Annotated in this window: 26 protein-coding genes; 13 read left to right on the plus strand and 13 right to left on the minus strand. The window is 43.1% G+C overall.

Annotation, left to right across the window (positions count from 1 at the left end):
- Positions 1–77: 77 nt before the first annotated feature.
- The 4 genes from OCV52_RS02760 (at position 78) to phoU (ending at position 5698) form a co-directional block, all read left to right on the plus strand.
- Positions 78–2294, plus strand: a complete 2217-nt coding sequence (locus OCV52_RS02760) for an ABC transporter permease subunit (protein WP_137408911.1) — start codon at positions 78–80, stop codon at positions 2292–2294.
- A gap of 101 nt (positions 2295–2395) precedes the next feature.
- Complete coding sequence (gene pstA, locus OCV52_RS02765; RefSeq protein ID WP_061033308.1) at positions 2396–4105, plus strand: phosphate ABC transporter permease PstA; 1710 nt, start codon at positions 2396–2398, stop codon at positions 4103–4105.
- A 1-nt stretch (position 4106) separates the two neighbouring features.
- Positions 4107–4925 carry a phosphate ABC transporter ATP-binding protein PstB gene (gene pstB, locus OCV52_RS02770; RefSeq protein ID WP_137408912.1) on the plus strand — a complete coding sequence of 273 codons (819 nt, stop codon included), beginning with the start codon at positions 4107–4109 and terminating at the stop codon, positions 4923–4925.
- A 74-nt stretch (positions 4926–4999) separates the two neighbouring features.
- Complete coding sequence (phoU, locus tag OCV52_RS02775; protein ID WP_004740358.1) at positions 5000–5698, plus strand: phosphate signaling complex protein PhoU; 699 nt, start codon at positions 5000–5002, stop codon at positions 5696–5698.
- 9 nt (positions 5699–5707) lie between these two features.
- Here phoU and OCV52_RS02780 read toward each other — a convergent pair whose 3' ends face one another.
- The 5 genes from OCV52_RS02780 to OCV52_RS02800 all read right to left on the minus strand — a co-directional run bounded on the left by OCV52_RS02780 (position 5708) and on the right by OCV52_RS02800 (position 9958).
- Complete coding sequence (locus OCV52_RS02780; protein WP_137408913.1) at positions 5708–6199, minus strand: hypothetical protein; 492 nt, start codon at positions 6197–6199, stop codon at positions 5708–5710.
- 190 nt (positions 6200–6389) lie between these two features.
- Positions 6390–7124: a YadA C-terminal domain-containing protein gene (locus tag OCV52_RS02785; RefSeq protein ID WP_137408914.1), complete on the minus strand. Its 735-nt coding sequence runs from the start codon at positions 7122–7124 to the stop codon at positions 6390–6392.
- A 118-nt stretch (positions 7125–7242) separates the two neighbouring features.
- A complete protein-coding gene (locus OCV52_RS02790) occupies positions 7243–8190 on the minus strand; it encodes a LysR family transcriptional regulator (protein WP_137408915.1) in 948 nt (315 codons plus the stop codon).
- 100 nt (positions 8191–8290) lie between these two features.
- Complete coding sequence (locus tag OCV52_RS02795) at positions 8291–9034, minus strand: copper homeostasis protein CutC (protein WP_137408916.1); 744 nt, start codon at positions 9032–9034, stop codon at positions 8291–8293.
- A gap of 315 nt (positions 9035–9349) precedes the next feature.
- The gene (locus OCV52_RS02800) at positions 9350–9958 is read right to left on the minus strand and encodes a peroxiredoxin C (protein WP_004740353.1); all 609 of its coding nucleotides are present in this window, start codon (positions 9956–9958) and stop codon (positions 9350–9352) included.
- 210 nt (positions 9959–10168) lie between these two features.
- Between OCV52_RS02800 and OCV52_RS02805 the strand changes: the two genes are divergently transcribed.
- A complete protein-coding gene (locus tag OCV52_RS02805; RefSeq protein ID WP_017632986.1) occupies positions 10169–11074 on the plus strand; it encodes a hydrogen peroxide-inducible genes activator in 906 nt (301 codons plus the stop codon).
- Positions 11075–11170: 96 nt separating this feature from the next.
- Here the strand turns inward: OCV52_RS02805 and OCV52_RS02810 are convergent, their stop codons facing one another.
- The 7 genes from OCV52_RS02810 to OCV52_RS02835 form a co-directional block, all read right to left on the minus strand.
- Positions 11171–11548, minus strand: a complete 378-nt coding sequence (locus tag OCV52_RS02810) for a hypothetical protein (protein ID WP_240700705.1) — start codon at positions 11546–11548, stop codon at positions 11171–11173.
- Positions 11545–11955, minus strand: a complete 411-nt coding sequence (locus OCV52_RS25630) for a hypothetical protein (RefSeq protein ID WP_137408917.1) — start codon at positions 11953–11955, stop codon at positions 11545–11547. The genes OCV52_RS02810 and OCV52_RS25630 overlap by 4 nt, the downstream gene beginning before the upstream one ends.
- Positions 11956–12539: 584 nt before the next feature.
- On the minus strand, positions 12540–12986 hold the full coding sequence (locus OCV52_RS02815) for a hypothetical protein (protein ID WP_137408919.1): 447 nt from the start codon (positions 12984–12986) through the stop codon (positions 12540–12542).
- Entirely contained in the window at positions 12983–13387 is a 405-nt protein-coding gene (locus tag OCV52_RS02820) for a hypothetical protein (RefSeq protein ID WP_137408921.1), read from the minus strand. The genes OCV52_RS02815 and OCV52_RS02820 overlap by 4 nt, the downstream gene beginning before the upstream one ends.
- Before the next feature lie 15 nt (positions 13388–13402).
- On the minus strand, positions 13403–13819 hold the full coding sequence (locus OCV52_RS02825; protein WP_137408920.1) for a hypothetical protein: 417 nt from the start codon (positions 13817–13819) through the stop codon (positions 13403–13405).
- 91 nt (positions 13820–13910) lie between these two features.
- The gene (locus OCV52_RS02830) at positions 13911–14831 is read right to left on the minus strand and encodes an IS5 family transposase (protein WP_261900857.1); all 921 of its coding nucleotides are present in this window, start codon (positions 14829–14831) and stop codon (positions 13911–13913) included.
- A gap of 437 nt (positions 14832–15268) precedes the next feature.
- Entirely contained in the window at positions 15269–15715 is a 447-nt protein-coding gene (locus OCV52_RS02835; protein WP_004740350.1) for a CBS domain-containing protein, read from the minus strand.
- A 334-nt stretch (positions 15716–16049) separates the two neighbouring features.
- On the opposite strand from OCV52_RS02835, the gene queA reads away from it, so the two are divergent.
- From queA to secF, 5 genes are all read left to right on the plus strand, one after another.
- Positions 16050–17102 carry a tRNA preQ1(34) S-adenosylmethionine ribosyltransferase-isomerase QueA gene (gene queA / locus OCV52_RS02840; RefSeq protein ID WP_004740349.1) on the plus strand — a complete coding sequence of 351 codons (1053 nt, stop codon included), beginning with the start codon at positions 16050–16052 and terminating at the stop codon, positions 17100–17102.
- Between the two features lie 181 nt (positions 17103–17283).
- Positions 17284–18420 (plus strand): tRNA guanosine(34) transglycosylase Tgt, encoded by a 1137-nt coding sequence (gene tgt, locus OCV52_RS02845; RefSeq protein ID WP_004740348.1) that lies wholly within the window; start codon positions 17284–17286, stop codon positions 18418–18420.
- A 111-nt stretch (positions 18421–18531) separates the two neighbouring features.
- Positions 18532–18861, plus strand: coding sequence for a preprotein translocase subunit YajC (yajC, locus tag OCV52_RS02850; protein WP_004740347.1), 330 nt, complete (start codon positions 18532–18534; stop codon positions 18859–18861).
- 20 nt (positions 18862–18881) lie between these two features.
- The gene (gene secD, locus OCV52_RS02855; RefSeq protein ID WP_004740346.1) at positions 18882–20738 is read left to right on the plus strand and encodes a protein translocase subunit SecD; all 1857 of its coding nucleotides are present in this window, start codon (positions 18882–18884) and stop codon (positions 20736–20738) included.
- 14 nt (positions 20739–20752) lie between these two features.
- Complete coding sequence (secF, locus tag OCV52_RS02860) at positions 20753–21700, plus strand: protein translocase subunit SecF (RefSeq protein WP_063522624.1); 948 nt, start codon at positions 20753–20755, stop codon at positions 21698–21700.
- 237 nt (positions 21701–21937) lie between these two features.
- On the opposite strand, the gene suhB is transcribed toward secF, so the two are convergent.
- Complete coding sequence (gene suhB, locus OCV52_RS02865; RefSeq protein WP_137408156.1) at positions 21938–22741, minus strand: inositol-1-monophosphatase; 804 nt, start codon at positions 22739–22741, stop codon at positions 21938–21940.
- A gap of 181 nt (positions 22742–22922) precedes the next feature.
- Between suhB and trmJ the strand changes: the two genes are divergently transcribed.
- The 3 genes from trmJ to OCV52_RS02880 all read left to right on the plus strand — a co-directional run bounded on the left by trmJ (position 22923) and on the right by OCV52_RS02880 (position 25532).
- A complete protein-coding gene (trmJ, locus tag OCV52_RS02870) occupies positions 22923–23651 on the plus strand; it encodes a tRNA (cytosine(32)/uridine(32)-2'-O)-methyltransferase TrmJ (RefSeq protein WP_061033301.1) in 729 nt (242 codons plus the stop codon).
- Between the two features lie 117 nt (positions 23652–23768).
- Positions 23769–24290, plus strand: a complete 522-nt coding sequence (gene iscR / locus OCV52_RS02875) for a Fe-S cluster assembly transcriptional regulator IscR (protein ID WP_137408157.1) — start codon at positions 23769–23771, stop codon at positions 24288–24290.
- Between the two features lie 27 nt (positions 24291–24317).
- A complete protein-coding gene (locus OCV52_RS02880) occupies positions 24318–25532 on the plus strand; it encodes an IscS subfamily cysteine desulfurase (RefSeq protein ID WP_137408158.1) in 1215 nt (404 codons plus the stop codon).
- Positions 25533–25562: the final 30 nt, after the last annotated feature.

Below are 25562 nucleotides of genomic sequence, written 5' to 3' on the forward strand. Positions count from 1 at the left end.
TGTTTAACGTAGCTTGTAATATAATTGTCATCTAAGATACATATTATGTCAGCAGCTAAAAAAAGGTAGATAAACAGATGGCTTCAGCCCAATTTTCATTGAAAGAGCGCGACAAAAAAAGATGGTTGAAAGATCGTCTCGTCCGTTTTTCGGTGACATGCGGCGGTGTCAGTGTTTTAGCTGCCTTGGTTTTGATCTTCGTATATCTAGCAATGGTCATTTTACCGGTATTTTCCGATACTGGTTTAGAGACTGATCAAGCGGTTAAAACCGTTGTGGTAGATAAGCCTATCGCACTATCGGTTGATGAGTACGGTCAACACGCCTTTACTGTCGAAAAGTCTGGTTTGGTTCAGTTTTGGGACCTAGACTCGCAAAATACACACTCTTATTTCGAACGAAGCGTATTAGCAGATCCTATTGCCTTCTCTCGAAATACCCCTGCTGAAAATTGGTTTGCTTTTGCCGATAGCGCAAGCAATATCACTTTCTTCTACCCTGAGTATAGTGCGCCTGTACTCCAAAAGGGCGCTGAAGCTGAACCAAAAATCGAGCAAGTTACTCTGCCTCAACCCTTCTTAGCCGACGAACCAGCAAACGGCGCGTTGATCGATAAGTTCGTATTCTCTAAAAGCGGGCGCGATATTACTGTTGCCGCTCAGTTAACTGACCAACGAGTGCTAGTGAAGTGGTACCAAAGCGACTTGGCTGGTGGCTATGTATTAAAGAATAGTCAATGGTTATCGGATAAGCTTGGCGCGCAGCAGCAGTTATTGATGACACCTGATGGGCAGACTTTATACCTTCGAGCAAAGTCTGACTTAGTGGTGCTAAAGCTCGCTGAAAAAGGGTTTGATGTCCGTGAGGTGATCGACCTGAGTTTGAATGACGCCAAACACGGTGTGAAAAGTATCGATTTGTTGTCTGGTGCTTATTCGTTGTTGGTTACGCATCAGGATGGGCAAGTTTCTCAATGGTTTGATGTACTTAAAGATGAAAAGCGCAGTCTAACCCATATTCGAGATTTCCAGCTCGCTGAAGAAGTACAATTTATCCTGCCAGATACTTACCGAAAAGGTTTCTATAGCTTCTATAAAAACGGCACATTACAGAGCCATTATACGACCAGCGAAAAGTTGTCTCTGTTTGAGCGTGCGTTTGATAAGTCACCTCAATTGGCTGCGATGTCGGCTAATGAGCTACATTTGGCAACATTGATTGATGATAAAATCAGTGTAGCGAAAGTCGACAATGAATATCCTCAGATTTCATTTTCATCGCTGTGGCAAAAAGTCTGGTACGAGAGCTATCCAGAGCCACAGTATGTATGGCAATCAACCTCCGCTAATGATGACTTTGAAGAGAAGTTCAGTTTAGTTCCGATCACCTTTGGTACCATCAAAGCTGCGCTATTTGCCATGATGTTTGCGGTACCTATTGCTGTACTGGGGGCTATTTATACCGCTTACTTTATGTCGCCACGCATGCGACGAGTAGTGAAGCCGTCGATTGAGCTAATGGAAGCTCTGCCTACCGTAATCATTGGTTTCCTCGCGGGTCTATGGTTTGCGCCAATCGTTGAAACTCACTTAACTGCTGTATTCTCTTTGATGGTAATGTTGCCTCTGAGTGCTTTGATTACAGGACTTGTTTGGTTCTGTTTACCTAAAGTTGTGACAAGTCGTTTCTCTAATGGTTGGCATGCACTCATCTTGATACCGGTACTGATTGCAACGGTCGTTATGGTATTCGCCGCGGGAAACAGTATCGAAGCCTTGTTGTTTAACGGTGATATACGCACTTTCCTAGCTGGTTATGGGATTGATTTTGACCAACGTAATGCTCTAGTAGTCGGTTTCGCGATGGGTTTTGCTGTCATCCCGACAATTTTTACGATTGCTGAGGATGCGATTTTCTCTGTGCCGAAGCACTTGTCTGATGGTTCACTCGCGCTTGGTGCTACTGCGTGGCAGACCCTAATTTATGTTGTTTTACTGACAGCCAGCCCCGGTATTTTTTCGGCGGTTATGATGGGATTAGGGCGAGCTGTTGGTGAAACCATGATCGTCCTGATGGCGACAGGCAACACGCCAATCCTTGATTGGAATATTTTAGAAGGGATGAGGACACTATCCGCGACCATTGCTGTCGAACTTCCAGAATCGGAAGTGGGTGGGTCGCATTTCCGTTTGCTGTTCTTAGCTGCGCTATTGCTGTTTATTTTTACCTTCGCTGTGAACTCGCTAGCGGAGTGGGTTCGACAAAGATTGAGAGATAAATATCGTGCTTTATAGTGTTAATGCGTCACCTCAATCTGAATCTAGGCCTGCAAAGCTTTGGGGCTTAGCAAACTGCATGTATCGTTGTTCTATGTATCACTGTCAGGTAACACATGATGAATAGGCTCAAGTCGTTATTGTCATGGGTTAAATCTGGCTCGCCATGGATCTGGCTAACCGGTGGGGCAGTGAGCATCAGTATGCTTTCGGTTCTTGGTTTGATGCTCCTGATCGGCTGGAAAGGGCTGACCTACTTTTGGCCTGCGCCCTTGTATCAGTGGCAAGTCGATTCTAAAGATATGTCTCTGGTTGTTGACCTTGATGAAACCGTCTCTCAACAAGATGTGTTGATCGGTCAGCTGTATGAACGCAAATACATTCCAATAGAGCAAGTTCCTCAGGCGCACGATCTACTATCACCTCAAAACATCGCTACAGGGCTGATACAACGTTTGAGCATCAAGGTGGCGAATAGAGAACTCTATCCTGCTGATTTCGTTTCGATTCTAGATGTGAACTTATTGGAGCCAACCACGCCTCGAGATTGGGCTGTTATAGAGCGTAGCCGCGGTGGTTACTTTTTTGGTAAGCCGGTTGGCTTTAAAACGGCATCGGGAACTTTTTATACCGATATCGACCAAAAGCTTAAAGATGGGTTAGCTTTCGCTGACACCTTGCGCGCTGAAACGTCACGTGTGGTAAACCAAGAGATACGCAATATCAGTTGGCAGTTGGAAAACTTACGCCTAGAAAAGCGCAAGTTAGAACTGAATGAGTCTGTCAGCGATGAGTATCTTAAAACGTATACCGCAACTAGGCTTGAGCTCAATAAGCAGTTAGATGAAGCCGAAATCAAGCTAGAGCACCTCAGAACACAGCTAAATGTTGAGAGTCTGCTTGTTGAAGATATGACGGGTGAGCAGGTTGAAATCTCGCTCAGTCATATTCTGGATTACTGGTACCCAAACAATATGTCTTATCTTGAAAAGGTTGGACATTGGGGCCATCAAGTGTGGAAGTTTTTATCAGAAAACCCACGAGAGTCCAATTCAGAAGGCGGCGTTTTCCCTGCTATCTTTGGTACAGTGTTACTGGTTATTCTGATGTCGATTGTGGTGATGCCTCTTGGGGTAGTGGCGGCGATCTACTTACATGAATACGCGAAAAACAACGCTCTTACACGTTTGATTCGAATCGCGGTTATCAACCTAGCCGGTGTACCTTCAATCGTATATGGCGTTTTTGGTTTAGGCTTTTTTGTTTATACCATTGGTGGCTCGATCGATACCCTGTTTTATGCAGAGCGACTACCTGCCCCTACCTTTGGTACGCCAGGTCTACTTTGGTCTGCACTGACTTTGGCTGTGTTAACGCTCCCAGTTGTGATTGTGACGACCGAAGAGGGGTTAACACGTATCCCAAGTTCGGTAAGGCATGGTTCTTTAGCGCTCGGCGCGACTCAATTTGAGACCTTGTGGCGCATTGTTCTGCCTATGGCAAGCCCTGCGATAATTACCGGCTTGATCTTGGCGATAGCAAGAGCTGCGGGGGAAGTGGCTCCATTAATGCTGGTGGGTGTTGTAAAACTTGCATCAAGCTTGCCTGTTGATAGTCAGTTTCCGTACATACACTTAGATAGAAAGTTCATGCATTTAGGCTTTCATATCTATGATGTTGGATTTCAAACATCGAATATAGAGGCTGCGCGCCCATTGGTGTATGCGACTTCGTTTTTATTGGTTACGGTTATCGTGGGACTGAATTTAACGGCGATTAATATCCGTAATAACTTACGTGAAAAGTACCGAACCTTAGGACAAGATTAAGATGTTCTCAATTAATGAAACCTTGGGTTACCAAGCGCCTTTAGACGTACACAATCTAAAGGAAGAACAAATTGCTATCTCGATCGAAGGGCTCAATCTTTACTATAAAGACAGCCAAGCGCTCGATGATATCTCGATGAAGATACCCAAAGGGCAAGTGACGGCATTTATCGGTCCTTCGGGCTGTGGTAAATCAACCTTACTACGCTGCATCAATCGTATGAACGATCTTGTCGAAGGCTGCAAAGTTTCCGGAAAAGTGAAGCTTCATGGCAAGAATGTCTATTATCCTAAAGTTGATGTTGCGACTCTGCGTCGCCGTGTCGGCATGGTATTTCAGCGTCCAAACCCGTTTCCCAAATCTATCTATGAAAATGTGGTTTACGGACTAAGGCTGCAAGGTGTGAGTAACAGCCGAGATCTGGATGATGCCGTAGAACGATCACTGCGTGCAGCGGCGTTGTGGGATGAAGTAAAAGATCGTTTACATGAAAATGCTTTTGGTTTATCTGGTGGTCAGCAGCAGCGTTTGGTGATTGCTCGCGCTGTCGCGATTGAACCTGAAGTCTTATTGTTGGATGAGCCGACATCGGCATTGGATCCTATTTCAACGTTGACGATTGAAGAACTAATCAACGATCTCAAGACGCAATATACGGTCGTTATCGTCACGCATAACATGCAGCAGGCTGCGCGTGTGAGTGACCATACTGCTTTTATTCATATGGGAAAATTGATCGAGTACTCAGATACGGATTCAATATTTACGTCGCCATTGAAAAATCAAACGGAAGACTACATTACTGGTCGATACGGTTAACGTTACCGTTCTGATCATTGGAGCTAAGTCACTCCAATATAAGTGACTTATCCATTTCTTTTTAAGGAGCTGACATGCAATTTGGTCGCCACATCTCAGGACAATTTAATGTCGAGTTAGAGTCTATCCGTACCCATGTACTGACTATGGGTGGGTTAGTAGAGCAGCAGCTCTCTTTTGCGATGCAGGCACTCCACAAAGATGATTTGGAATTAGCGAAGAAAGTGATTCGTGATGACCATAAAGTGAATGCGATGGAAGTGTCGATTGATGAGGCATGTACTCGCATTATTGCCAAGCGTCAACCAACGGCAAAGGATCTGCGTTTGATAATGGCGATCATCAAAACGATTACCGACCTAGAGCGTATTGGTGATGTTGCTTCGAAGATCGCGCAGGGTGCGATTGATATCCCTTCGACAAAAGAACAAAAATTCCATGTATCGCTAGAGCCTTTATGTCGACAAGCGATCACCATGCTACACCAAGTTTTAGACGCATTTGCTCGCATGGATGTGGATGCGGCAGCCGAGGTACACAAACTTGATGATAAGTTGGATGCTGAATACGAAGCAGTGATTCGTCAATTGATGACTTACATGATGGAAGACCCGAAGAATATTCCAAATATCTTGCAAGTGATGTGGTCAGCGAGAGCCATTGAGCGAGTGGGGGATCGTTGCCAGAATATCTGTGAGTACATTATCTACTTCGTCAAAGGCAAAGATGTACGCCACCTTGGCGATCAAAGCCTAGATGACGCACTAAAGTAAACAGCCTAGCTAGAAGCTCAGAATCGCGCCTAGGTTTAAATTGATAGTGGTGTTGTAAGGCACAAAAGTTTTATTGTGATCAAACAGGTTTAGGTCGGCACCTGCTCTGAGTGCGAGTATTGGTGTCGCTTGATACACGTAGGCACCACCTAAACTTAGGCCGGTCGCTGTCTTCCTTTCCGTAATACCAGAACGTGTCTTTTCACCGTCATAGTCTGCAAGCCCTATTTCAGCTTGAAAGCCTTGTAATTGCCGCGAACCGAACATGTTTTGAATACCAATTCGATACGAGTTTACCGTTTCATCATAACGATCACTTTCATACCAAATATCAGAATAGCTTAAATAAATCGTCCCTAAATCAGCAATTTCAGTGACACCGACTTGAACTCCAAATCCATGATACGCGCCGATTTTTAGTTCGGGTGAAAGATGAAGACCGGTTGAAAAAGCTGAGGTTGAGAATAAAGCTGACGCTAGGAGAAGAGTTCTAAATTTCATAGTACCACCGAGGTAAATTGATGCACTCCTTAGCATTAACTTATCCTTATGAAGATCTAATTAAAAGAATGGCTTAGTGGGGATGAAGGCTCATGATAAGCTAACTTGTGCTATTTATCATTCAACACTCCAATCACACTAACCTTTTATTTGTTGAAGTCCCCACCATCCATAGCAGGGAGAGAGTGCTCTATTTAAAGCTGTACTGAAGGCCAACGCCGCCAGCAACATCTGAAGATGAGTATTTACCTGATGTTTCATAGTGGAAAGTGCCAGAAACACTTAGGCTTTCATTGATTCCGTATGCGCCGCCTAACGCAAGTGCTTCTTTCGATCCTGCAAAGCCAACACCCGCACCAATAGCAAATTCACCGTTGGTAACGAATGGACGAGCATTCGTTACAGCGTGCAAACTTGCACGAATACCATCCATTTGTTCAGCATGATCATTGAACTTCGCATTATATTCTGCGGCCATTGCTTCGAAGTTACTTTGAAGCTCTGCTTGACCTAACTCTAATGCAGATGAGCGTTCGGCTTCTGTCGGGCCTGAGATATCCGGTGTATCACCGTAATCTGGGCTAGGACGCTCTGGACTATTATCTACAGGTGGCTGCCATGGTGTATTTTCAATTGGTTGAGATGGCTCTGGTAATGTTGGCTGTACAGGCAATTGAGGTTGAGTTGGGGTTTGTTCAATCGGCTGTGAAGGCTTTGGTTTTTCAATTGGATTACTTGGTACTTGCTCGATAGGTTGAGAAGGTGCCGGTAGTATTGGTTGAACAGGTAGCTGAGGTTGAGTGGGTACCTGTTCAATTGGGTTTGATGGCTGTTCATTCCAAATTGGGTTTTGAACATCAACATCTGCGATCGCAGGAAGTGAAAATACAGTAGCTAGTGACACTGCAATAATTGATTTTTTCATTGAATACACTCTCAATAAGATTAAATATTGAGCATCCTTACTATGGTTTAATTTATTGACTCCGTGTCGATGGAGTAAATATTAAACAGTGTATTATTTTTAGGCTAAGTAGCTATTTTTATACTTGTGATAAGTCTTGCTTATTAACTTGTTCTATTAAAGCTTGCTTGATCTCTGAAAATAGCCAGAGGGTTATTGGAGCGTTACGGTTTTTGATATGCATGTGAGCATGAATTGGCATTTTGTAATGCTCTCCTTCAACTAACACATCAATCGCTCTTAAGCCTGGGTAATTCTCCACTGGAAATATGTTGGAGTGGGGCATGTACATGTCGGTGTGTAAGATCACATCGATAATGGCCATGATAAGTTCTGAACGAAAACCAACTTTGTGTTCAATAGAGTAGCGCTCAAGTAACTTTGCTGCGTAACTATAATTATCATTCCAACCAGGAGAGATCATTGAAGCTATTTCAAAACCAGCCATGTCCTTTGGCTCTATCAGGGATTTCTTGATTGGGTGGTCTTGCCTAACAAAAACGCGCCCAGTTAGGTCTAGGAGCTTCTTAGTGTAAACTTCTTTTGTTGAATTCGTAATGACATAACTAACACCTAAGTCGATGATGCCTTTTTGAATATCTTCCTGCGTCGATAGGTTCCAACTTAATAGCTCCAGTTGAGCGTTGGGTGCTTGCGCTTTTATCCGTGCATATAGAGAGCCTGAAAGACAAGTAAGTACTACAGGAGAGAGTGCTAGGCGGATCTTAAAATCAATATCGCTAGGTTTAAATTGAATCGATTTATTGAGTGCTGATTCTAATCCATGAAAGTGAGGGGTTATTGTATTGGCAAGGTCTTCACAAAAAGCAGTAGCTTGCAGTCCTCCATGTACTTTCACGAATAGATCATCCGAGAAGTGATGACGCAGTTTCTGTAGAGCTTGACTCACTGCTGGTTGAGAGACAAATAAACGCTCCGCTGCCTTTCTGGTGTTTTTTTCCTGGTAAACAATTAAAAAGGTACGCAATAGGTTTAAATCAAGAGAGCTGAATAGATCCTTAGCCATAACATTCCATGAGTCGCCATATTGAGTTTACTAATATACGTGACTTCTGGGCTTTTACTAGCTATGTTGTGTTGGTGTTTAGTCAGCTCTCGGTGTTTATCTATTTGTTAAGCGAGGCTATCAGATCTTGAATCTTTGCCGTGCTTGTTACTGGGATTAAGTAATCGTCTACATCGTCATGCCCCATTTGAGCTTGAGAGGCTTGTGTCATTAGGCTTGGTCTTGTCGACTTGCCAGACAGATGCAGTGCTTGAACGCCAGTGTGCTTGAGAATTTGTCGGCCATTTTCAGCGGTAACGCCTGCCCCAGCCATAATATCTAAGCGGCCTTGAGTGAGCCTAACCATCTCCTTGAGAATATCTTTTCCTTGCTCCGCGTTACTTGCTAAACCTGAAGTTAAAACACGTTCACAGCCAAGTTCGATAATTTGTTCTAGCGCTTTTTGGTAATCCTTAAGTTGGTCTATAGCACGGTGAAAGGTCACGCCAAGTTTTAGCTGGTGGGCTTTTGAGGTTAGTGCTTTCATAGCAGCCATGTCTATTTCACCTTGAGCGGTAAGCACACCTAATACCACACCATCTAAACCAGCATCGGCAGCGGCTTGGATATCATCAAGCATGCACATCACGTCGTCATTATCGAAGATGAAGTCGCCTTGTCTTGGTCGAATCATTGCGTACACGGGAACCGATGAAATGCGAGCGGCTTGCTTCATCATACCTAAGCTTGGAGTTAATCCACCAAGTGCTAGTGAAGAGCAGAGCTCAATACGATTCGCTCCGCCTGCTAGGGCATTGTGTAGGGATTCTAGGTTATCGATACAAACTTCAATTTCGATATTCATGATATTTTACTCGTTCAAATTGAGAATGAGGAAATCATAGCAAGCTTGAGACGATTCTGAATAGGTAGTGATAGAGGAAAATAGAGGTAAAGTTTCGCTTTGCGGTTACCCCTATTCATAGAAGACATGAGCAAGGAATAAAGCATTGTTGAAGCAATAGATGCAAAAAGCCCGAAGCGTTAACTTCGGGCTTTGAATAATACTTTACTTCTTAACTGATTGGCGGTGCGCTTTGCGCTGTAGCTTATGCTTTATTTCTCTTTATAGAGAGTCATCCAACCATTCACCCGTGTTGAGTCGGGCTTAAGAATGTAATTACTTGCTTAGGTCGTCAGCGTGCTCAGATAGGAATGCTGCAACACCTTTTGGAGATGCGTCCATACCTGATTTACCTTCTTCCCATTGTGCAGGACAAACTTCACCGTTCTTCTCGTGGAAGTTTAGTGCGTCTACCATGCGTAGCATTTCGTCGATGTTACGACCTAGTGGAAGATCGTTAACTACTTGGTGACGTACAAGGCCGTCAGCGTCGATTAGGAAAGAACCACGGAAAGCAACGCCTGCTTCTGGGTGCTCAACATCGTATGCTTTGCAGATTTCGTGCTTAACGTCAGCAACTAGTGGGTATTTAACTTGACCGATACCGCCGTCAGCGATAGCAGTGTTACGCCATGCGTTGTGAGAGAATTGAGAATCGATAGAAACACCGATTACTTCAACGCCTTTAGCTTGGAAATCTTCTAGACGGTTGTCGAAAGCGATTAGCTCTGAAGGACAAACGAAAGTGAAGTCTAGTGGGTAGAAGAAAACAACCGCTTTCTTACCTTTAGTGAATTCTGCGAAGTTGAAGTTATCAACGATCTCACCGTTACCTAGAACAGCTGCTGCAGTAAAGTCAGGGGCTTGACGACCTACTAGTACCATTTTGGAATCTCCTAAAAAATTAGTTGGCCCAACACATCTTTGTTTGGGCTCCGTTTCTACGCGACAAACTATAGTACAATCGGTACTATAGAAAAAAGCGAATTAAATAGATTAAGTCCATCGAAAAAAGCGATAAGCTTATTCTTTGTCCTTTTCTCAGGTCTTAGGACCTTCTTGTAACTTATCCTACTCATATTACAAAGTAATTTCATGAATAAATGGCCAAGTCTTAAGCAACTTCACTATCTTGTTACTCTTCACGAAACACGCCACTTTAGCGACGCCGCTGATCGCTGTTTCGTTAGCCAATCTACTCTGAGTAAAGGTATCCAAAACCTAGAAGAGCTGATCGGTTGCCCTTTGTATGAGAAGAAAGATAAAAAGAGCCCACTCGTTTTCACTCAAGCGGGAGAGCTGGTGGTGAAGCATGGCCGAGAGTTATTGGCGAAAGGGCAAGATTTGGTTGAACTCGGAAACCTATGTAACGGCGATGCGATGCAAGGCCAGCTGCGAGTTGGATGTATCCCTACCATTGCGCCATTTCTTTTGTGCGATTTGGTACAAGAAGCCAACCAGCGCTTTCCTCAGCTAAACTTACTGCTACGTGAAGACACCACAACGAACTTACTCGCAGCACTGCGTCATGGAGAATTAGATGTATTGATTCTGGCTCTACCTGTCGATATCGACAACATGGAGAGCAAAGTGGTTGGGCAAGATCCTTTTAGAATGGTCATCAGCCGTAATCAAGCAGATGGTATTCGTGTCCCAATTAAATATGATGACCTGCCAGACGAGTCTGTATTCTTATTGGAGAACGAGCACTGTTTAACTGAGCACGCGGTGTCAGCCTGTAAGTTAACCGACAAAGAGAAAATAAACCCGTTCACTGCCACAAGCCTCCATACATTGGTGCAAATGGTCGCGAACGGTTTAGGAACCACCTTTATTCCACAAATGGCTATCGACCATGGATTGCTGGAAAATCAAAACCTGGTGGTTATTGATCCGCCAGGTCAACAAGCCTACCGCGATATCGGCCTTGTTTGGCGACCAAGCTCGTCACGCCGTGAAACTTTCCACCAATTAGCCGATGTGGTATCTGAGTTACTGTAATTTCATATAGCGCTTGATTGCCATTTTTGCAGAAACCCATACGATTATGTTCAATCGTATGGTTTTTTGGATTTTGCGAAATAGTATTTTACAGATTTATATAAAAAATAAACTATAAGTAGTGATTGGTCCAAACACAGATAGAAAAATATCGAACAGACTGCTAGATTTGTCAGTAATAATTATTTTCTTATCATTACCTATAGTTAAAATATTATACTTTTCATTTTTAACCAGTTCGAAATCGAATCCATGAATTGATAAAATATTATCTATATCTAGTTTATAATAATAATTTTTAGACCCTTTAGTATGAACTTGAACATGATCAAGGCTTACCACTCTTGCTTGCTTTTCAATATCGGATACCCAAAATTGGTAGGTATCTACTGCAAGTCCGTAGACCAAAAAAGATAGGAAAGTATAGCCTAAAGTAAAAGAAGAAAACTTAAGAAGTAGGAATGATTTTTTCATAATCCGTCGCCGCATTTTTCCTGTGAAAGCGCAAACTTTTCTAAAAGCCCCACTGAACCTCTCAGTTTCATTTTCATTATTGAACCACAATATACGTAGTCCGCGCTATTTTCCTTATAATCTTCAACTTTTAAATAATAAAGAGTAGATAGTGATATGGCTATTATAAAGTAAACACCGATATGATGATTTGTAGTTTGGTATTTGTCATCTCTATTTTTTATTATTAGTACTAGCTGTACGATGGTGTATGTAAATAAAAAAAATGCAATAAATGAACTTATTACAGAAAAAAAGTAAATTCTTTCTGAGTCATACTCTCCTGAAGGGAAGTATATGAACGGGTAACTGCATACAATAATGGTTGCTAAGCATATTATCGAGTACTTATATTTTGATATTTTCATTCATTACACATTTCTTCGGTGATGGCGAATTTTTCAAATATACCACGCGAGCTTTTTAATTCTATTTCTGGGCCGCAGTATATATGAGTTGGGCTATTTTTTTTATAATCTTCCATTTTAAAATAATATAGAAAAGAAAGAATGAACGATATAGCAAGTAAAACATATGAAGTTTTATTTTTCATTCTAATATGATCTTTCTTTGTTTTAAATATTAATTTTAATTGAACTATACTTATGAAAAAAGACCAAAAGAAAGCAGGAGTAAGTAGTATTGATAAGAGATATATTTTATCGGTTCTATAAGAGCCGAGTGGGAAGTATAATATAGGGTAAGAACTGATTAATAATATAATCGTAAACCTAATAGCTTGTTTGTGCTTTCGTAGTTTCATATCTTTTCCTGTGTAGGTATATGATAGCCCCAGAGGGGCTGTTTAAATAATATTTAATTAAATTTATACAGACTCGTCGCTAGCCGTCTCGTCATTTCGACCTGTTAGCCGATGTGGTGTCTGAATTGCTTTAAAGTTAGTCACCTTAACAATAGTCCTTGATTGCCATTTTTGCAGAAACCCATACGATTATGTTAAATCGTATGGTTTTTTGGATTTTGCGAAATAGTATTTTACAGATTTATATAAAAAATACAGTAGAATAAAAAATATACTATAAGTAGTGATTGGTCCAAACACAGATAGAAAAATATCGAACAGACTGCTAGATTTGTCAGCAATAATTATTTTCTTATCATTCTCTATAGTTAAAATATTATACTTTTCATTTTTAACCAGTTCGAAATCGAATCCATGAATTGATAAAATATTATCTATATCTAGTTTATAATAATAAGTTTTAGACCCTTTAGTATGAACTTGAACATGATCAAGGTTCACCACTCTTGCTTGCTTTTCAATACCGGATACCCAAAATTGGTAGGTATCTACTGCAAGTCCGTAGACTAAAAAAGATAGGAAAGTATAGCCTAAAGTAAAAGAAGAAAACTTAAGAAGTAGGAATGATTTTTTCATAATCCGCCGCCGCATTTTTCCTGTGAAAGCGCAAACTTTTCTAAAAAACCTACAGAACTTCTCATCTTTAATATTGCCCCGCAATATACGTGACTAGTGCTTGTTTCTTTATACTCTTCAACCTTAAAGTAATAAAAAGTAGATAGTGATATGGCTATGATAAAATAAATACCCATATTATGATTTTTAGTTTGGTACTTATCATCCCTATTTTTTATTATCAGTGCGAGCTGTGCCACGGTAAACACTAAGAGAAAAAACATAAAAAATGAGCTTAGTACAGTAACAAAGTAAACTCTATCTGAATCATACTCCCCCGAAGGGAAGTATATGAATGGGTAACTGCATACGGCAATGATTACTAAGCATATTATCGAGTACTCATATTCTGATATTTTTATAGCCATCCTTTATTATTATTTTCCACACTGTTTATTGAATGAAAACTTTTCTAGTAGTTGTGTTGAACGACCAGTTTTAAGTTCAGACCCGCAATAGGATTTACTATGTTGATTTTTCAAATTATCAAGGTCAGAGTAATACTCAAAACTAGGATAAGGGATCGCGATAATCGCTATAATTAAAACTAAAATAGACCTTCTACCTGAAATGTCCTTGTTTACGCGTCCCATCAAATAATTGAAATTGAAATAGATAAAATAAGGTAAAAGGAATGCAAAGAAAAAAATTGTAATTGAGAATGACGCTGTCGATAAAAAATATACATCTTCATTGCCTGCCTTGGTGTTAGGCCAGAAATAAATTGAGTAAGATAGGAGTAGAGTAAAAAATAAAAACCAAGCGTTCGTTTTTACTGTATCTTCTTTGTTCATTTTAATTATCAGTCTATGTAAATTGTAACATTATATGGGCTTTGTTGCGTAATTCAGTTTAGAGACAGAGCCACCCTGTTTCGCATGCTTTTTAGTCAATACGACAAGTTTCAGGCATACCTAACCCAGTAAGCTTGTTCAACGCTTTTATCATCGCGTAAGTTTCCCCCACCTGTGCATTGTAATTTCTTAAGCTCAATCGGCCTCCTAGCAACTGTTTAACTCGATACATCGCTGTTTCTGACAATGAACGTCTGTGGTATCCATACCGCTCTTTCCAATACTTATTTGAACCGTATAGCTTCTGGCAACCCACGGCGATATTTCGAGGGTGACCACGCTCCCAGAAGGCTGCTCTTTCTCTTGGGGGAATAAGCGCAACGGCTCGCTTAATCTTAATAGCAGCGTGACACGCTCTTGTGTCATAAGCGCCATCACCAGACACCTCAAGGATACTTCGGCGTGTTTGTTTTAGTAAATTCGGGAGTACTTCTCCATCTGTAACCGTTGATAAACTTAGCTCGGCGGCAATGATCTCATGAGTGTTGGTATCGACGGCAATATGAAGCTTTCGCCAGACTCTACGCTTGCCATCCGTCCCATGTTTTTTGACTTTCCATTCACCTTCGCCATAAACCTTAAGGCCAGTAGCATCAATGGCCAGGTGCTGTATCGCTCCTCTCGTTTTAGTCTTAAATGAGACCTCAACTTGCTTGGCTCTACGACTGATGCAGGTGTAATGCGGACAACTTAACGGTACATGGGCTAACCTAAATATCGAGTCGATAAATCCTTGCAGCGCTCTCAATGGCATAGAAAAAACCCGTTTCACCATGAGTGCTGTCGTGATAGCTAAATCACTGAACCGACGTGGCCTCCCACGCTTATTTTGTTTGCTTTGCGCCCAGCCGCTTATTGCCTCTTCATCAATCCAAAAGGTCAGAGAACCACGGTTAATGAGTGATTGGTTATATTGCTTCCAGTTGGTTGTTTTGTAACGAGGTTTAGGCATAGAGCTACGAGAGGTAGTGGACGTAGCTGATCAGTTCGTAGGCTCTGGATTTAGTTCCATTGAATTACGCAACAAAGCCCATTATATGTCACTATATTATCTTGGCTTCTTGAATTTTTTAATCTAATTAACTGTCCACGTAAAAAATTCAAGAGATTGCCCAATCATGAATACGACAACAGTGACGCGAGTAATGACAGGCTTTAACCATTGCTAGGATACCTATTGATGAAAATAATTTTTATTTAACCCCCAAAATAAATTTTTATGGCGAATAATATAAATCGTATTAATATCATATTCAACTAAATTCATATGGTGTAGCGTTCTGATGCGTTTTTTCGAATGGGTCCGGGGGAGTGGTATTTTATTTCTATTGACGAAAGTGATCTGGCGATAGAGCCTCATGATGTCATGAGGCTCTTTTTATTGCTGCCTCAATCCACTTCAGCTTCTTCTGGCTCTACTTCTTCTTGCAGTTCAAGCAAGTTAATCGCGATGGTGACGAAGTCACTGTCGGTGATGATGCCAACCAGCTCGCCATGACTGACCACTGGTAAGCAGCCCACTTTATGCTTCTGCATGTAAATAGCAGACTCTTTTAACCCAGCTCGAGGCTCTACTGACATAACGTTTTTGTGCATGATGTCGTTGAGAGGAGTCGATAGGGTAAAAGATTGAGCTGGCGGAATGTTTTGTAGGCTAGATTCTTGGGCGGCGAGAACGTCTCGTTGGGTGACTACGCCCAATAGTTTTCTATCGGCATCGACGACTGGGATATGGCGGATATCAAGAGCTTCCATGGTGTGCTTAGCATCGGCCAATGAATGTGAGCGCAATAAAGTATGAGGGTTGCGAGTCATCATATCTTCAACCTTGATCATACGAACCTCCTTATTATTCATTTGTTGTTCTCACTATAGTTTTTTATCCAAAAAATAACTGAGAGGTGGCGCATTTTTGAGAGAGTTTTATGCAACTAATTCTCTAACTTGAAGCGGTGAATCGGTAGCATTATTTTACGCCTCTTTACAATAATCCATAGCTGTAAACCTTGCTATTGCGGCTCGTGTGCCTATACTAGCCCACTGCGAAATTTTTAGTCGTGTTTGCGCTTTGTTTACGGTAACGGTTTACTCACTGTAACGATTGATTAGCGGCAACGATTTATTATTCGTCAACAGCACAAATCTCATCAACTAAGACAAGACTAGACACATGCAAGTTTCAGATTTTCACTTTGACCTACCAGATGAACTCATTGCTCGCTACCCTCAAGAAGAGCGTACAGCAAGCCGCCTGCTTAAATTAGATGGCAATAACGGCAACCTAACTGATGGTTCGTTCAAGGACGTTTTAGATTTGGTGGAACCAGGCGATCTGGTTGTTTTCAACAACACTCGCGTTATCCCTGCTCGTGTATTTGGTCGCAAAGCTTCAGGCGGTAAGCTTGAGGTGTTGGTTGAGCGTATGCTGGATGAGAAAAGCATTCTGGCTCATGTTCGTTGTTCTAAGTCACCAAAGCCGGGTACTAAGCTGTTCCTTGGTGAGAATGATGAGTACGAAGCAGAAATGGTCGCGCGTCATGATGCGTTATTTGAAATCCATTTCACATCTGATCAAAGCGTTTTAGAGATTCTGAACAGCGTTGGTCACATGCCACTGCCTCCTTATATTGATCGTCCAGATGAAGACGCAGATAAAGAGCGTTACCAGACGGTCTATAATGAAAAGCCAGGTGCAGTAGCTGCACCAACAGCGGGTCTTCACTTTGACGACAAGCTAATGGCAGACATGAAAGCTAAAGGCGTTGAGTTTGCATATGTAACGCTGCACGTTGGCGCGGGCACATTCCAGCCAGTAAAAGTAGACAACATCAACGATCACCACATGCATGCAGAGTACGTTGAAGTACCGCAAGAAGTGGTGGATGCGGTTGCGGCAACGAAAGCTCGTGGTGGACGTATTATCGCAGTGGGTACAACATCGGTTCGTTCTCTAGAAAGTGCAGCACAAGACGCTCTGAAAAACGGTACAGAATTAGTGCCATTCTTTGGTGATACAGAAATCTTTATTTTCCCTGGTTACGAATACCAGTTGGTCGATTGCCTTATCACTAACTTCCACCTACCTGAATCGACTCTGATTATGTTGGTGAGTGCGTTTGCAGGTTACGACCATGTGATGGCTGCATACGATCATGCAGTGAAGAGCGAATACCGCTTCTTCAGCTATGGTGACGCGATGTTCATCAACAAGAAAACTAGCTGATTTTAGCTGGTTATAAGCGATATAAATAAGAATTTACGGGTGCTAGCAGTAAGCTAGGAGTCGGGCAGGGTCTCTGTCTAATCTCTCGCAAGGAATACGCGACCGCTCCTCATAGAGTATTAAGGCTAACTTAAGCTCTGAATTAACAGTCAGATTGTTTCTCTGGCATATTGGAGGCTTCGTGAAATTAAAATACGAACTTAAAAAAACAAACGCTGGTGCGCGTCGTGGTCAACTTCAGTTTGAGCGCGGTACTGTCGAAACACCAGCATTCATGCCTGTAGGTACTTACGGTACTGTAAAAGGTATGACTCCTGAAGAAGTAAAAGACACAGGTGCTGAAATCCTACTAGGTAACACGTTCCACCTATGGCTACGTCCTGGTCAAGAAATCATGAAAATGCACGGTGACTTGCACGATTTCATGAACTGGCAAGGTCCTATCCTGACCGATTCAGGCGGCTTCCAAGTATTCAGCTTAGGTGCGATGCGTAAAATCACTGAAGAGGGTGTTCACTTCCGTAACCCGGTAAACGGTGACAAGATCTTCATGGACGCTGAGAAGTCTATGGAAATCCAAAAAGACCTAGGCTCAGACATCGTAATGATTTTTGATGAGTGTACGCCTTACCCTGCGACACACAAAGAAGCGAAAGACTCAATGGAGATGTCTCTTCGTTGGGCTGAGCGTTCTCGTAACCACTTCGACAAACTTGAAAACCCGAACTCACTATTCGGTATCGTTCAAGGTGGTGTATACGAAGACCTACGTGATGTATCGGTTAAAGGCCTAACTGAAATTGGCTTTGATGGATACGCAGTAGGTGGCCTAGCAGTAGGCGAACCAAAAGAAGATATGCACCGCATTCTTGAGCACACATGTCCTCAACTGCCTGAAGATAAGCCACGTTACCTAATGGGCGTAGGCAAACCGGAAGACCTAGTTGAAGGTGTTCGCCGTGGTATCGATATGTTTGACTGTGTAATGCCAACGCGAAATGCACGTAACGGCCACCTGTTTGTGACTGAAGGTGTGATCAAGATCCGTAATGCGAAGCATAAAACCGATACAACACCACTAGATTCAGAGTGTGACTGTTACACTTGTAAGAACTACAGCAAGTCGTACTTGCACCATTTGGATCGTTGTAACGAAATCCTAGGTGCTCGACTGAACACGATTCATAACCTGCGTTTCTACCAACGAGTAATGTCTGACATTCGTCAGTCTATCGATGAAGACCGCTTTGAAGAGTTTGTTGCAGAGTTCTACGCAAGAATGGGGCGTGAAGTGCCACCACTAGGTAAAGAATCTTAGTATTTCTTTTTTGCGAGCCCTGTCTCTCTTCGGAGGGACGGGGCTTGAAAATAAAGGGATACAACCCAATTAGACAAACAATTACGAAAATATAAATAGAGGATGTTTTAAATGTTTATTTCTCAAGCTCACGCAGCAGCAGAAGGTGCACCAGCAGGCGGCGGTTTCGAAATGCTTATCATGCTAGGCATGTTCGCTGTGATCTTTTACTTCATGATCTACCGTCCACAAGCTAAGCGCGTTAAAGAGCACAAAAACCTAATGGCTTCTATGGGCAAAGGCGACGAAGTTCTTACTAGCGGCGGTCTGATCGGTAAAATCACTAAGATTGCAGAAGACAACGACTACGTTGCGATCGAACTGAACGCAAACAACGAAGTAGTTATCAAGAAAGACTTCGTAACAGCAGTGCTACCAAAAGGTACTCTGAAATCTCTATAAACAGCTAGAGGATCCTCGCTGTGCTAAACCGTTATCCGTTATGGAAGTACCTGATGGTGGTGTTTACCATTGCCATCGCTGCGTTGTACGCACTTCCAAATATATACGGTGAAGATCCGGCAGTTCAAGTTACAGGGGCGCGTGGCGCCTCTGTAGATATGTCTACGCTGGATGCTGTCACCAATGCTCTTGAAGCAGAAAACCTTTCAACTAAATCCGTTGCTCTCGAAAACGGTTCCATTCTTGTTCGCTTTAATGACACAGACTCTCAAATTAGTGCTCGTGATGTTATCACTGAAGCATTAGACGAAGACGTTATCGTTGCATTAAACCTAGCGGCTTCAACACCGGATTGGCTTGAATCTATTGGTGCTGCACCAATGAAGCTTGGTCTTGACCTACGTGGTGGTGTTCACTTCTTGATGGAAGTGGATATGGACGCTGCAATGGAAAAGCTAGTTGGCCAACAAGAAGAAGCGTTCCGTAGTGAACTTCGTGAAGAGAAGATCCGTTACCGTGCAATTCGTCCATCGGGCAAAGATGCGGTAGAAGTGATCTTACGTAATGAAGAGCAGCTTGCTGAAGCGAAATCGCTACTGCAATCTAAGCACCAAGACATGACATTCGTAGACTCTGACTCGAATGGTCGTTTTTCTTTGATTGCTAACTTCACTGAAGCTCGTCTTCAAGAAATCCGTAACTACGCGGTAGAGCAAAACATTACCATTCTACGTAATCGTGTGAACGAACTTGGTGTTGCTGAGCCTTTGGTTCAACGTCAAGGCGCTAGCCGTATCGTAGTGGAATTGCCAGGTGTTCAAGACACGGCTCGTGCTAAAGAAATCCTTGGTGCGACAGCAACGCTTGAATTCCGTGAAGTTGACAGCAGTGCTGACTTAGCTGCTGCCGCTTCTGGTCGTGCCCCTGCTGGTAGTGAAATCAAGCAAGACCGTGACGGTCGCCCTGTGGTACTTAAGAAGCGCGTTATCCTAGGTGGTTCTAGCATTACAGATGCAAGTTCAAGTGTTGATGAATATGGTCGTCCTCAAGTTAATATCTCGCTAGACAGCGAAGGTGGTAGCAAGATGTCTGCGTTCTCTCGTCAAAATATCGGTAAGCTAATGGCAACCGTATTTGCAGAGTACAAAGACAGCGGTCGTAAGACACCTGAAGGTAAAGTGATTCTTACTAAGCATGAAGAAGTGATTAACCAAGCGACGATTCAATCTGCTCTTGGCCGTAACTTCCGTATTACTGGTATCGACTCTACAGCTGAAGCTCATAACTTGGCACTTCTACTTCGTGCTGGTGCTCTGATTGCGCCTATCTCGATTGTTGAAGAACGTACGATTGGTCCATCTATGGGTCAACAAAACATCGATATGGGTATCATGGCGATGGTTTGGGGTATGGCTGCAGTAATGCTATTTACGCTGCTTTACTACCGTAGCTTTGGTCTTATCGCGAACGTTGCGCTAATGGCGAACTTGGTATTGATTATTGGTGTGATGTCAATGATCCCTGGTGCAACCATGACGCTACCAGGTATTGCCGGTATCGTATTAACGGTCGGTATGGCGGTCGATGCCAACGTACTAATCTTTGAGCGTATACGTGAAGAGCTTCGAGAGGGACGCAGTCCACAACAAGCGATTCACCAAGGTTACGCGAACGCATTCAGCACAATCGCCGATGCGAACATCACCACGCTTCTAACGGCAATCATTCTATTTGCGGTTGGTACTGGTGCGATCAAAGGCTTCGCGGTAACGCTGTCTATCGGTATCCTGACTTCTATGTTTACAGCTATTGTCGGCACACGTTGTATCGTGAACCTGATGTATGGCGGCAAACGCGTTAAGAAACTGTCGATCTAAGGCTAGGAATTAATATGTTTCAGATTCTAAAAGCACAAAAAATGATCGACTTTATGCGTTGGTCAAAGGTTGCCTTTGTTCTCTCTATCTTGATGATTGGTGCAGCTATCTTCACTCTTACAACGAAATCGTTGAACTGGGGTTTAGACTTTACTGGCGGTACTCTGATTGAAGTGGGTTTTGAACAACCAGCACACCTTCCTGATATCCGTAGTGCACTTGAAGCCGAAGGCTTTGGTGATGCAACGGTACAGAACTTCGGTTCAGCTCGTGATGTAATGGTACGTCTTCGCCCTCGTGATGGCGTTGCTGGTGAAACGCTTGGTAACCAAATCCTTTCAGCTATCGAGAAAGGCACAGGTGAACAAGTTGAAATGCGTCGTATCGAGTTTGTTGGCCCTAACGTAGGTGATGAGCTAACAGAAGCGGGTGGCCTTGCTATCCTAGTTTCTCTTATCTGTATCTTGATCTACGTATCTGTGCGATTCGAATGGCGTTTGGCGGCAGGTGCGGTACTTGCACTGGCGCACGACGTTATCATCACGCTGGGCGTATTCTCTCTAATGCAAATTGAGGTCGACCTGACCATCGTAGCTGCCTTGCTAACGGTAGTCGGTTACTCGCTCAACGACACCATTGTTGTATTCGACCGTATTCGTGAGAACTTCCGTAAGATGCGTAAAGGCGAAGCCCCTGAAGTACTGAACAGCTCAATCACACAAACATTGAGCCGTACGTTGATCACTTCTGGTACAACCTTGTTCGTAGTTATCGCACTGTTTGTTCAGGGCGGCGCTATGATTCACGGTTTCGCGACTGCACTTCTACTAGGTATTACGGTTGGTACTTACTCTTCTATCTATGTTGCTTCTGCACTGGCTATGAAGTTGGGTATTACACGTGAACACCTAATGCCACCACAAGTGGAAAAAGAAGGTGAAGAGTTTGACGAAATGCCATAAGCCTTGGCTTAACAAGTTTCGTTAAACCAGAAAAACCGCTAGGCAACTAGCGGTTTTTTTATGCCTGAATTTTGTAGGAAAACTCAATACAAATTACGTTCGAGGTGAGTTGCACTTAATGTCATAAGCGCTATTCTGCTCGAATCCTTGAACCACAGATACAAAAAAGCCCCGCATGTGCGAGGCTTTGAATATTTAGCGCTCTATTAAATAGAGACTATTAACGTAAGGCCTGAATTACTTCAGCATACCTTCGTTTGCGTTCTCACGAACGTGCTTAAGAATTGCTTTAACACCGCGTGCGCTTGAAGCTACAACGTTACCAGACTTCATGTAGTCAGTACCGCCAGCGAAATCAGTCAGGATTGCGCCTGCTTCACGTGCGATTAGATCACCTGCAGCCATATCCCATGGTTTTAGGTCTAGTTCTAGGTAACCGTCAACACGGCCAGCCGCTAGGTAACATAGGTCAAGTGCTGGAGAACCAGTACGACGGAAATCAGAACAGTCGATGAATAGACCAGAGATGATCTTCATGAAAGACTCAGAGTGTTGCTTAGCTTTGAATGGGAAACCAGTTGCTAGAACAGTACCTTGAAGGTCTTTAAGCTGAGTAACACGCATACGAGCGTTGTTTAGTTGAGCACCAGCGCCACGTTGAGCTGTGAATAGCTCGTTTAGCATTGGGTCGTAAACACAAGCAACTTCTGTACGACCGTTCATGCGAACAGCGATAGATACAGAGAAGTGAGGGAAACCTTTTACAAAGTTGTTGGTGCCATCTAGTGGGTCAACGATCCATTGTACGTCAGAGTCTTTACCTTCGATTAGGCCTTTCTCTTCAGAAATAATGCTGTGCTCTGGGTAAGATGCTTTGATTGTCTCAATGATCATGTACTCAGCTTCTTGAGCAATGTTAGTAACGTAATCGTTGTTACCTTTTAGAGACGTTTCGATCTTATCAGTTGTTTCTAGAGATTTAGCAATATGGTTGCCAGCTTTACGCGCAGCGCGTATCGCAATGTTTAGCATTGGATGCATATGGTTTTTCCCACAAGATGTTAAAGAACAATTTAAAGCGGCGGCGAGTATACCAAAGTTTTACCAAAAGGGAAGTGGTTATTTTTTGAACTCTTAGATTCACATTACGCGAAGGGTCTGACCATTTTACTTTGCTATGTGTTAATATCTCGCGATTATTTTTAAAGTGGTGTCATATAGCATGTTAGACAATGTAAAAGTCGTTCTGGTTGGTACGTCTCATTCGGGAAATATCGGATCAGCAGCTCGCGCAATGAAAGTGATGGGTTTAAGTCAGTTAGTTCTTGTAGACCCTCAGTGTGAAGTTGACGAGCAGACCTTAGCACTGGCTGCTGGTGCTGGTGACATCGCTGAAAATGCGGTTATTGTTTCTACATTAGATGAAGCCGTAAAAGACTGCGGTTTGGTTGTCGGTTCAAGTGCTCGTTCACGTACCCTTGAATGGCCAATGCTTGAGCCTCGTGAGTGTGGTGAAAAGTTTGCCGTTGAAGGTCAAAAGCACCCTGTAGCATTAGTTTTCGGTCGTGAGCGCACAGGCCTAACGAATGAAGAACTACAAAAGTGTCATTACCACGTATGTATTCCTGCAAACCCGGAATACAGCTCGCTAAACCTGGCGATGGCTGTACAGACGCTGAGCTACGAAGTTCGTGTTGCTCATCTAGATATGGTGGCTAGCCAATACAAGCCTCAGCCACAAGATGAGTACCCTCGTCACGAAGAACTAGAAATGTTCTACGAACACCTTGAAAAAGTCATCATCGATACCCAATTTATCTCTAAGGATAAGCCTGGTCAGGTGATGAATAAGTTACGTCGCCTGTTTAGTCGTGCGCGTCCAGAACTTCAAGAGATCAACACGCTTCGTGGTATTTTGACCTCTATCGAGAAGAGCAAAAATAGCCAGTAAAAACCATGCTCGCCGCAAGGATGAATACCTGACTAAAATAGTCAGGTAAAATACTTGACCAATTTAGTCAGGTATGGGAAGATTCCAACCACATAAACAATGTGGATACGGTGTGATATGAAACTTACATCTAAAGGAAGATATGCGGTAACGGCTATGCTAGATGTAGCACTGCATTCGCAAAAAAGCCCAGTTCCTCTGGCTGACATCTCAGAGCGACAAGGCATCTCGTTATCTTACTTAGAGCAACTTTTTTCTAAGTTACGTAAAGCTGGCTTAGTTGCTAGTGTTCGTGGCCCAGGTGGTGGTTACCGTCTTGGCGCTGAAGCGGGTGACATCGCTGTCGGAACTGTGATTGCAGCAGTTGACGAATCAGTAGATGCAACTAAGTGTCACGGTCGAGCAGATTGCCAAGGTGGTAGTCGCTGTTTAACTCACACTCTTTGGCGTGATTTAAGCTCCCGAATCAGCAGCTTCTTAAACGACATTACGCTCGGTGAGCTGATGAAAGATAACGAAGTTTTAGAGATTTCTGATCGCCAAGATATTGATCTTGCGGTTAACAATAGTTTTGCACATAAAAATACGAGCACTACAACGATTAGTGCAGCACCTCAGGGTGTTAATGCCCGCTCATAGCGGTCAGTTTTTACATTGGAGTAGAAAATGAAACTGCCTATTTACTTTGACTATTCAGCTACATGTCCAGTCGATCCACGAGTTGCTGAGAAAATGGTTCAGTGCATGACGATGGACGGTAACTTCGGTAACCCTGCATCTCGTTCACACCGTTACGGCTGGCAGGCAGAAGAAGCAGTAGATAATGCTCGTGAGCAAATTGCTGACCTACTAAATGCAGACCCACGTGAAATTGTTTTTACTTCTGGTGCTACAGAGTCAGATAACCTTGCTATTAAAGGTGCAGCGCACTTTTACGAGAAGAAAGGTAAGCACGTAATCACGTGCAAAACAGAACACAAAGCGGTTCTTGATCCATGTCGTCAACTAGAACGTGAAGGCTTCGAGGTAACTTACCTAGAGCCAGAAGCAAACGGCATCATCGATCTAGACAAGCTACAAGCTGCAATGCGTGAAGACACAGTTCTTGTTTCTATCATGCACGTAAACAACGAAATCGGCGTTATCCAAGATATCAATGCAATCGGCGAACTATGTCGTTCTCGCAAGATCATCTTCCACGTTGATGCAGCTCAGTCTGCGGGTAAAATCCCACTAGACGTAAAAGAGACTAAAGTTGACCTAATCTCACTTTCAGCTCACAAGATGTATGGTCCTAAAGGTATCGGTGCACTTTACGTTCGTCGTAAGCCTCGTATTCGTCTTGAAGCGCAAATGCACGGTGGCGGTCATGAGCGTGGTTTCCGCTCTGGTACGCTTGCTACTCACCAAATCGTGGGTATGGGCGAAGCGTGTGCTGTTGCTAAGCAAGACATGCAGAAAGATTACGATCACGCACTAGCACTTCGTGATCGCCTACTGAAAGGTGTTCAGGATCTAGAAGCGGTAACAGTAAACGGTGACTTAGACCAACGTGTACCACACAACCTAAACGTGAGCTTTGCTTTCGTTGAAGGTGAGTCTCTGCTTATGTCTCTAAAAGACCTAGCAGTATCATCGGGTTCTGCATGTACATCAGCAAGTCTAGAGCCATCGTACGTTCTACGTGCTCTTGGTCTAAACGATGAACTGGCACACAGCTCAGTACGTTTCTCATTCGGCCGTTTCACAACGGAAGAAGAAATCGACTACGCGATTGCACAAATCCGTGTAGCGGTAAACAAATTACGCGACATGTCTCCTCTATGGGATATGTATAAAGAAGGGATTGATTTGAACACTGTTGAGTGGGCACATCACTAATCTCACGGAAATAGAGGATTCGAGGTAACT

The organism is Vibrio chagasii, assembly GCF_024347355.1.
Classification (GTDB): domain Bacteria; phylum Pseudomonadota; class Gammaproteobacteria; order Enterobacterales; family Vibrionaceae; genus Vibrio; species Vibrio chagasii.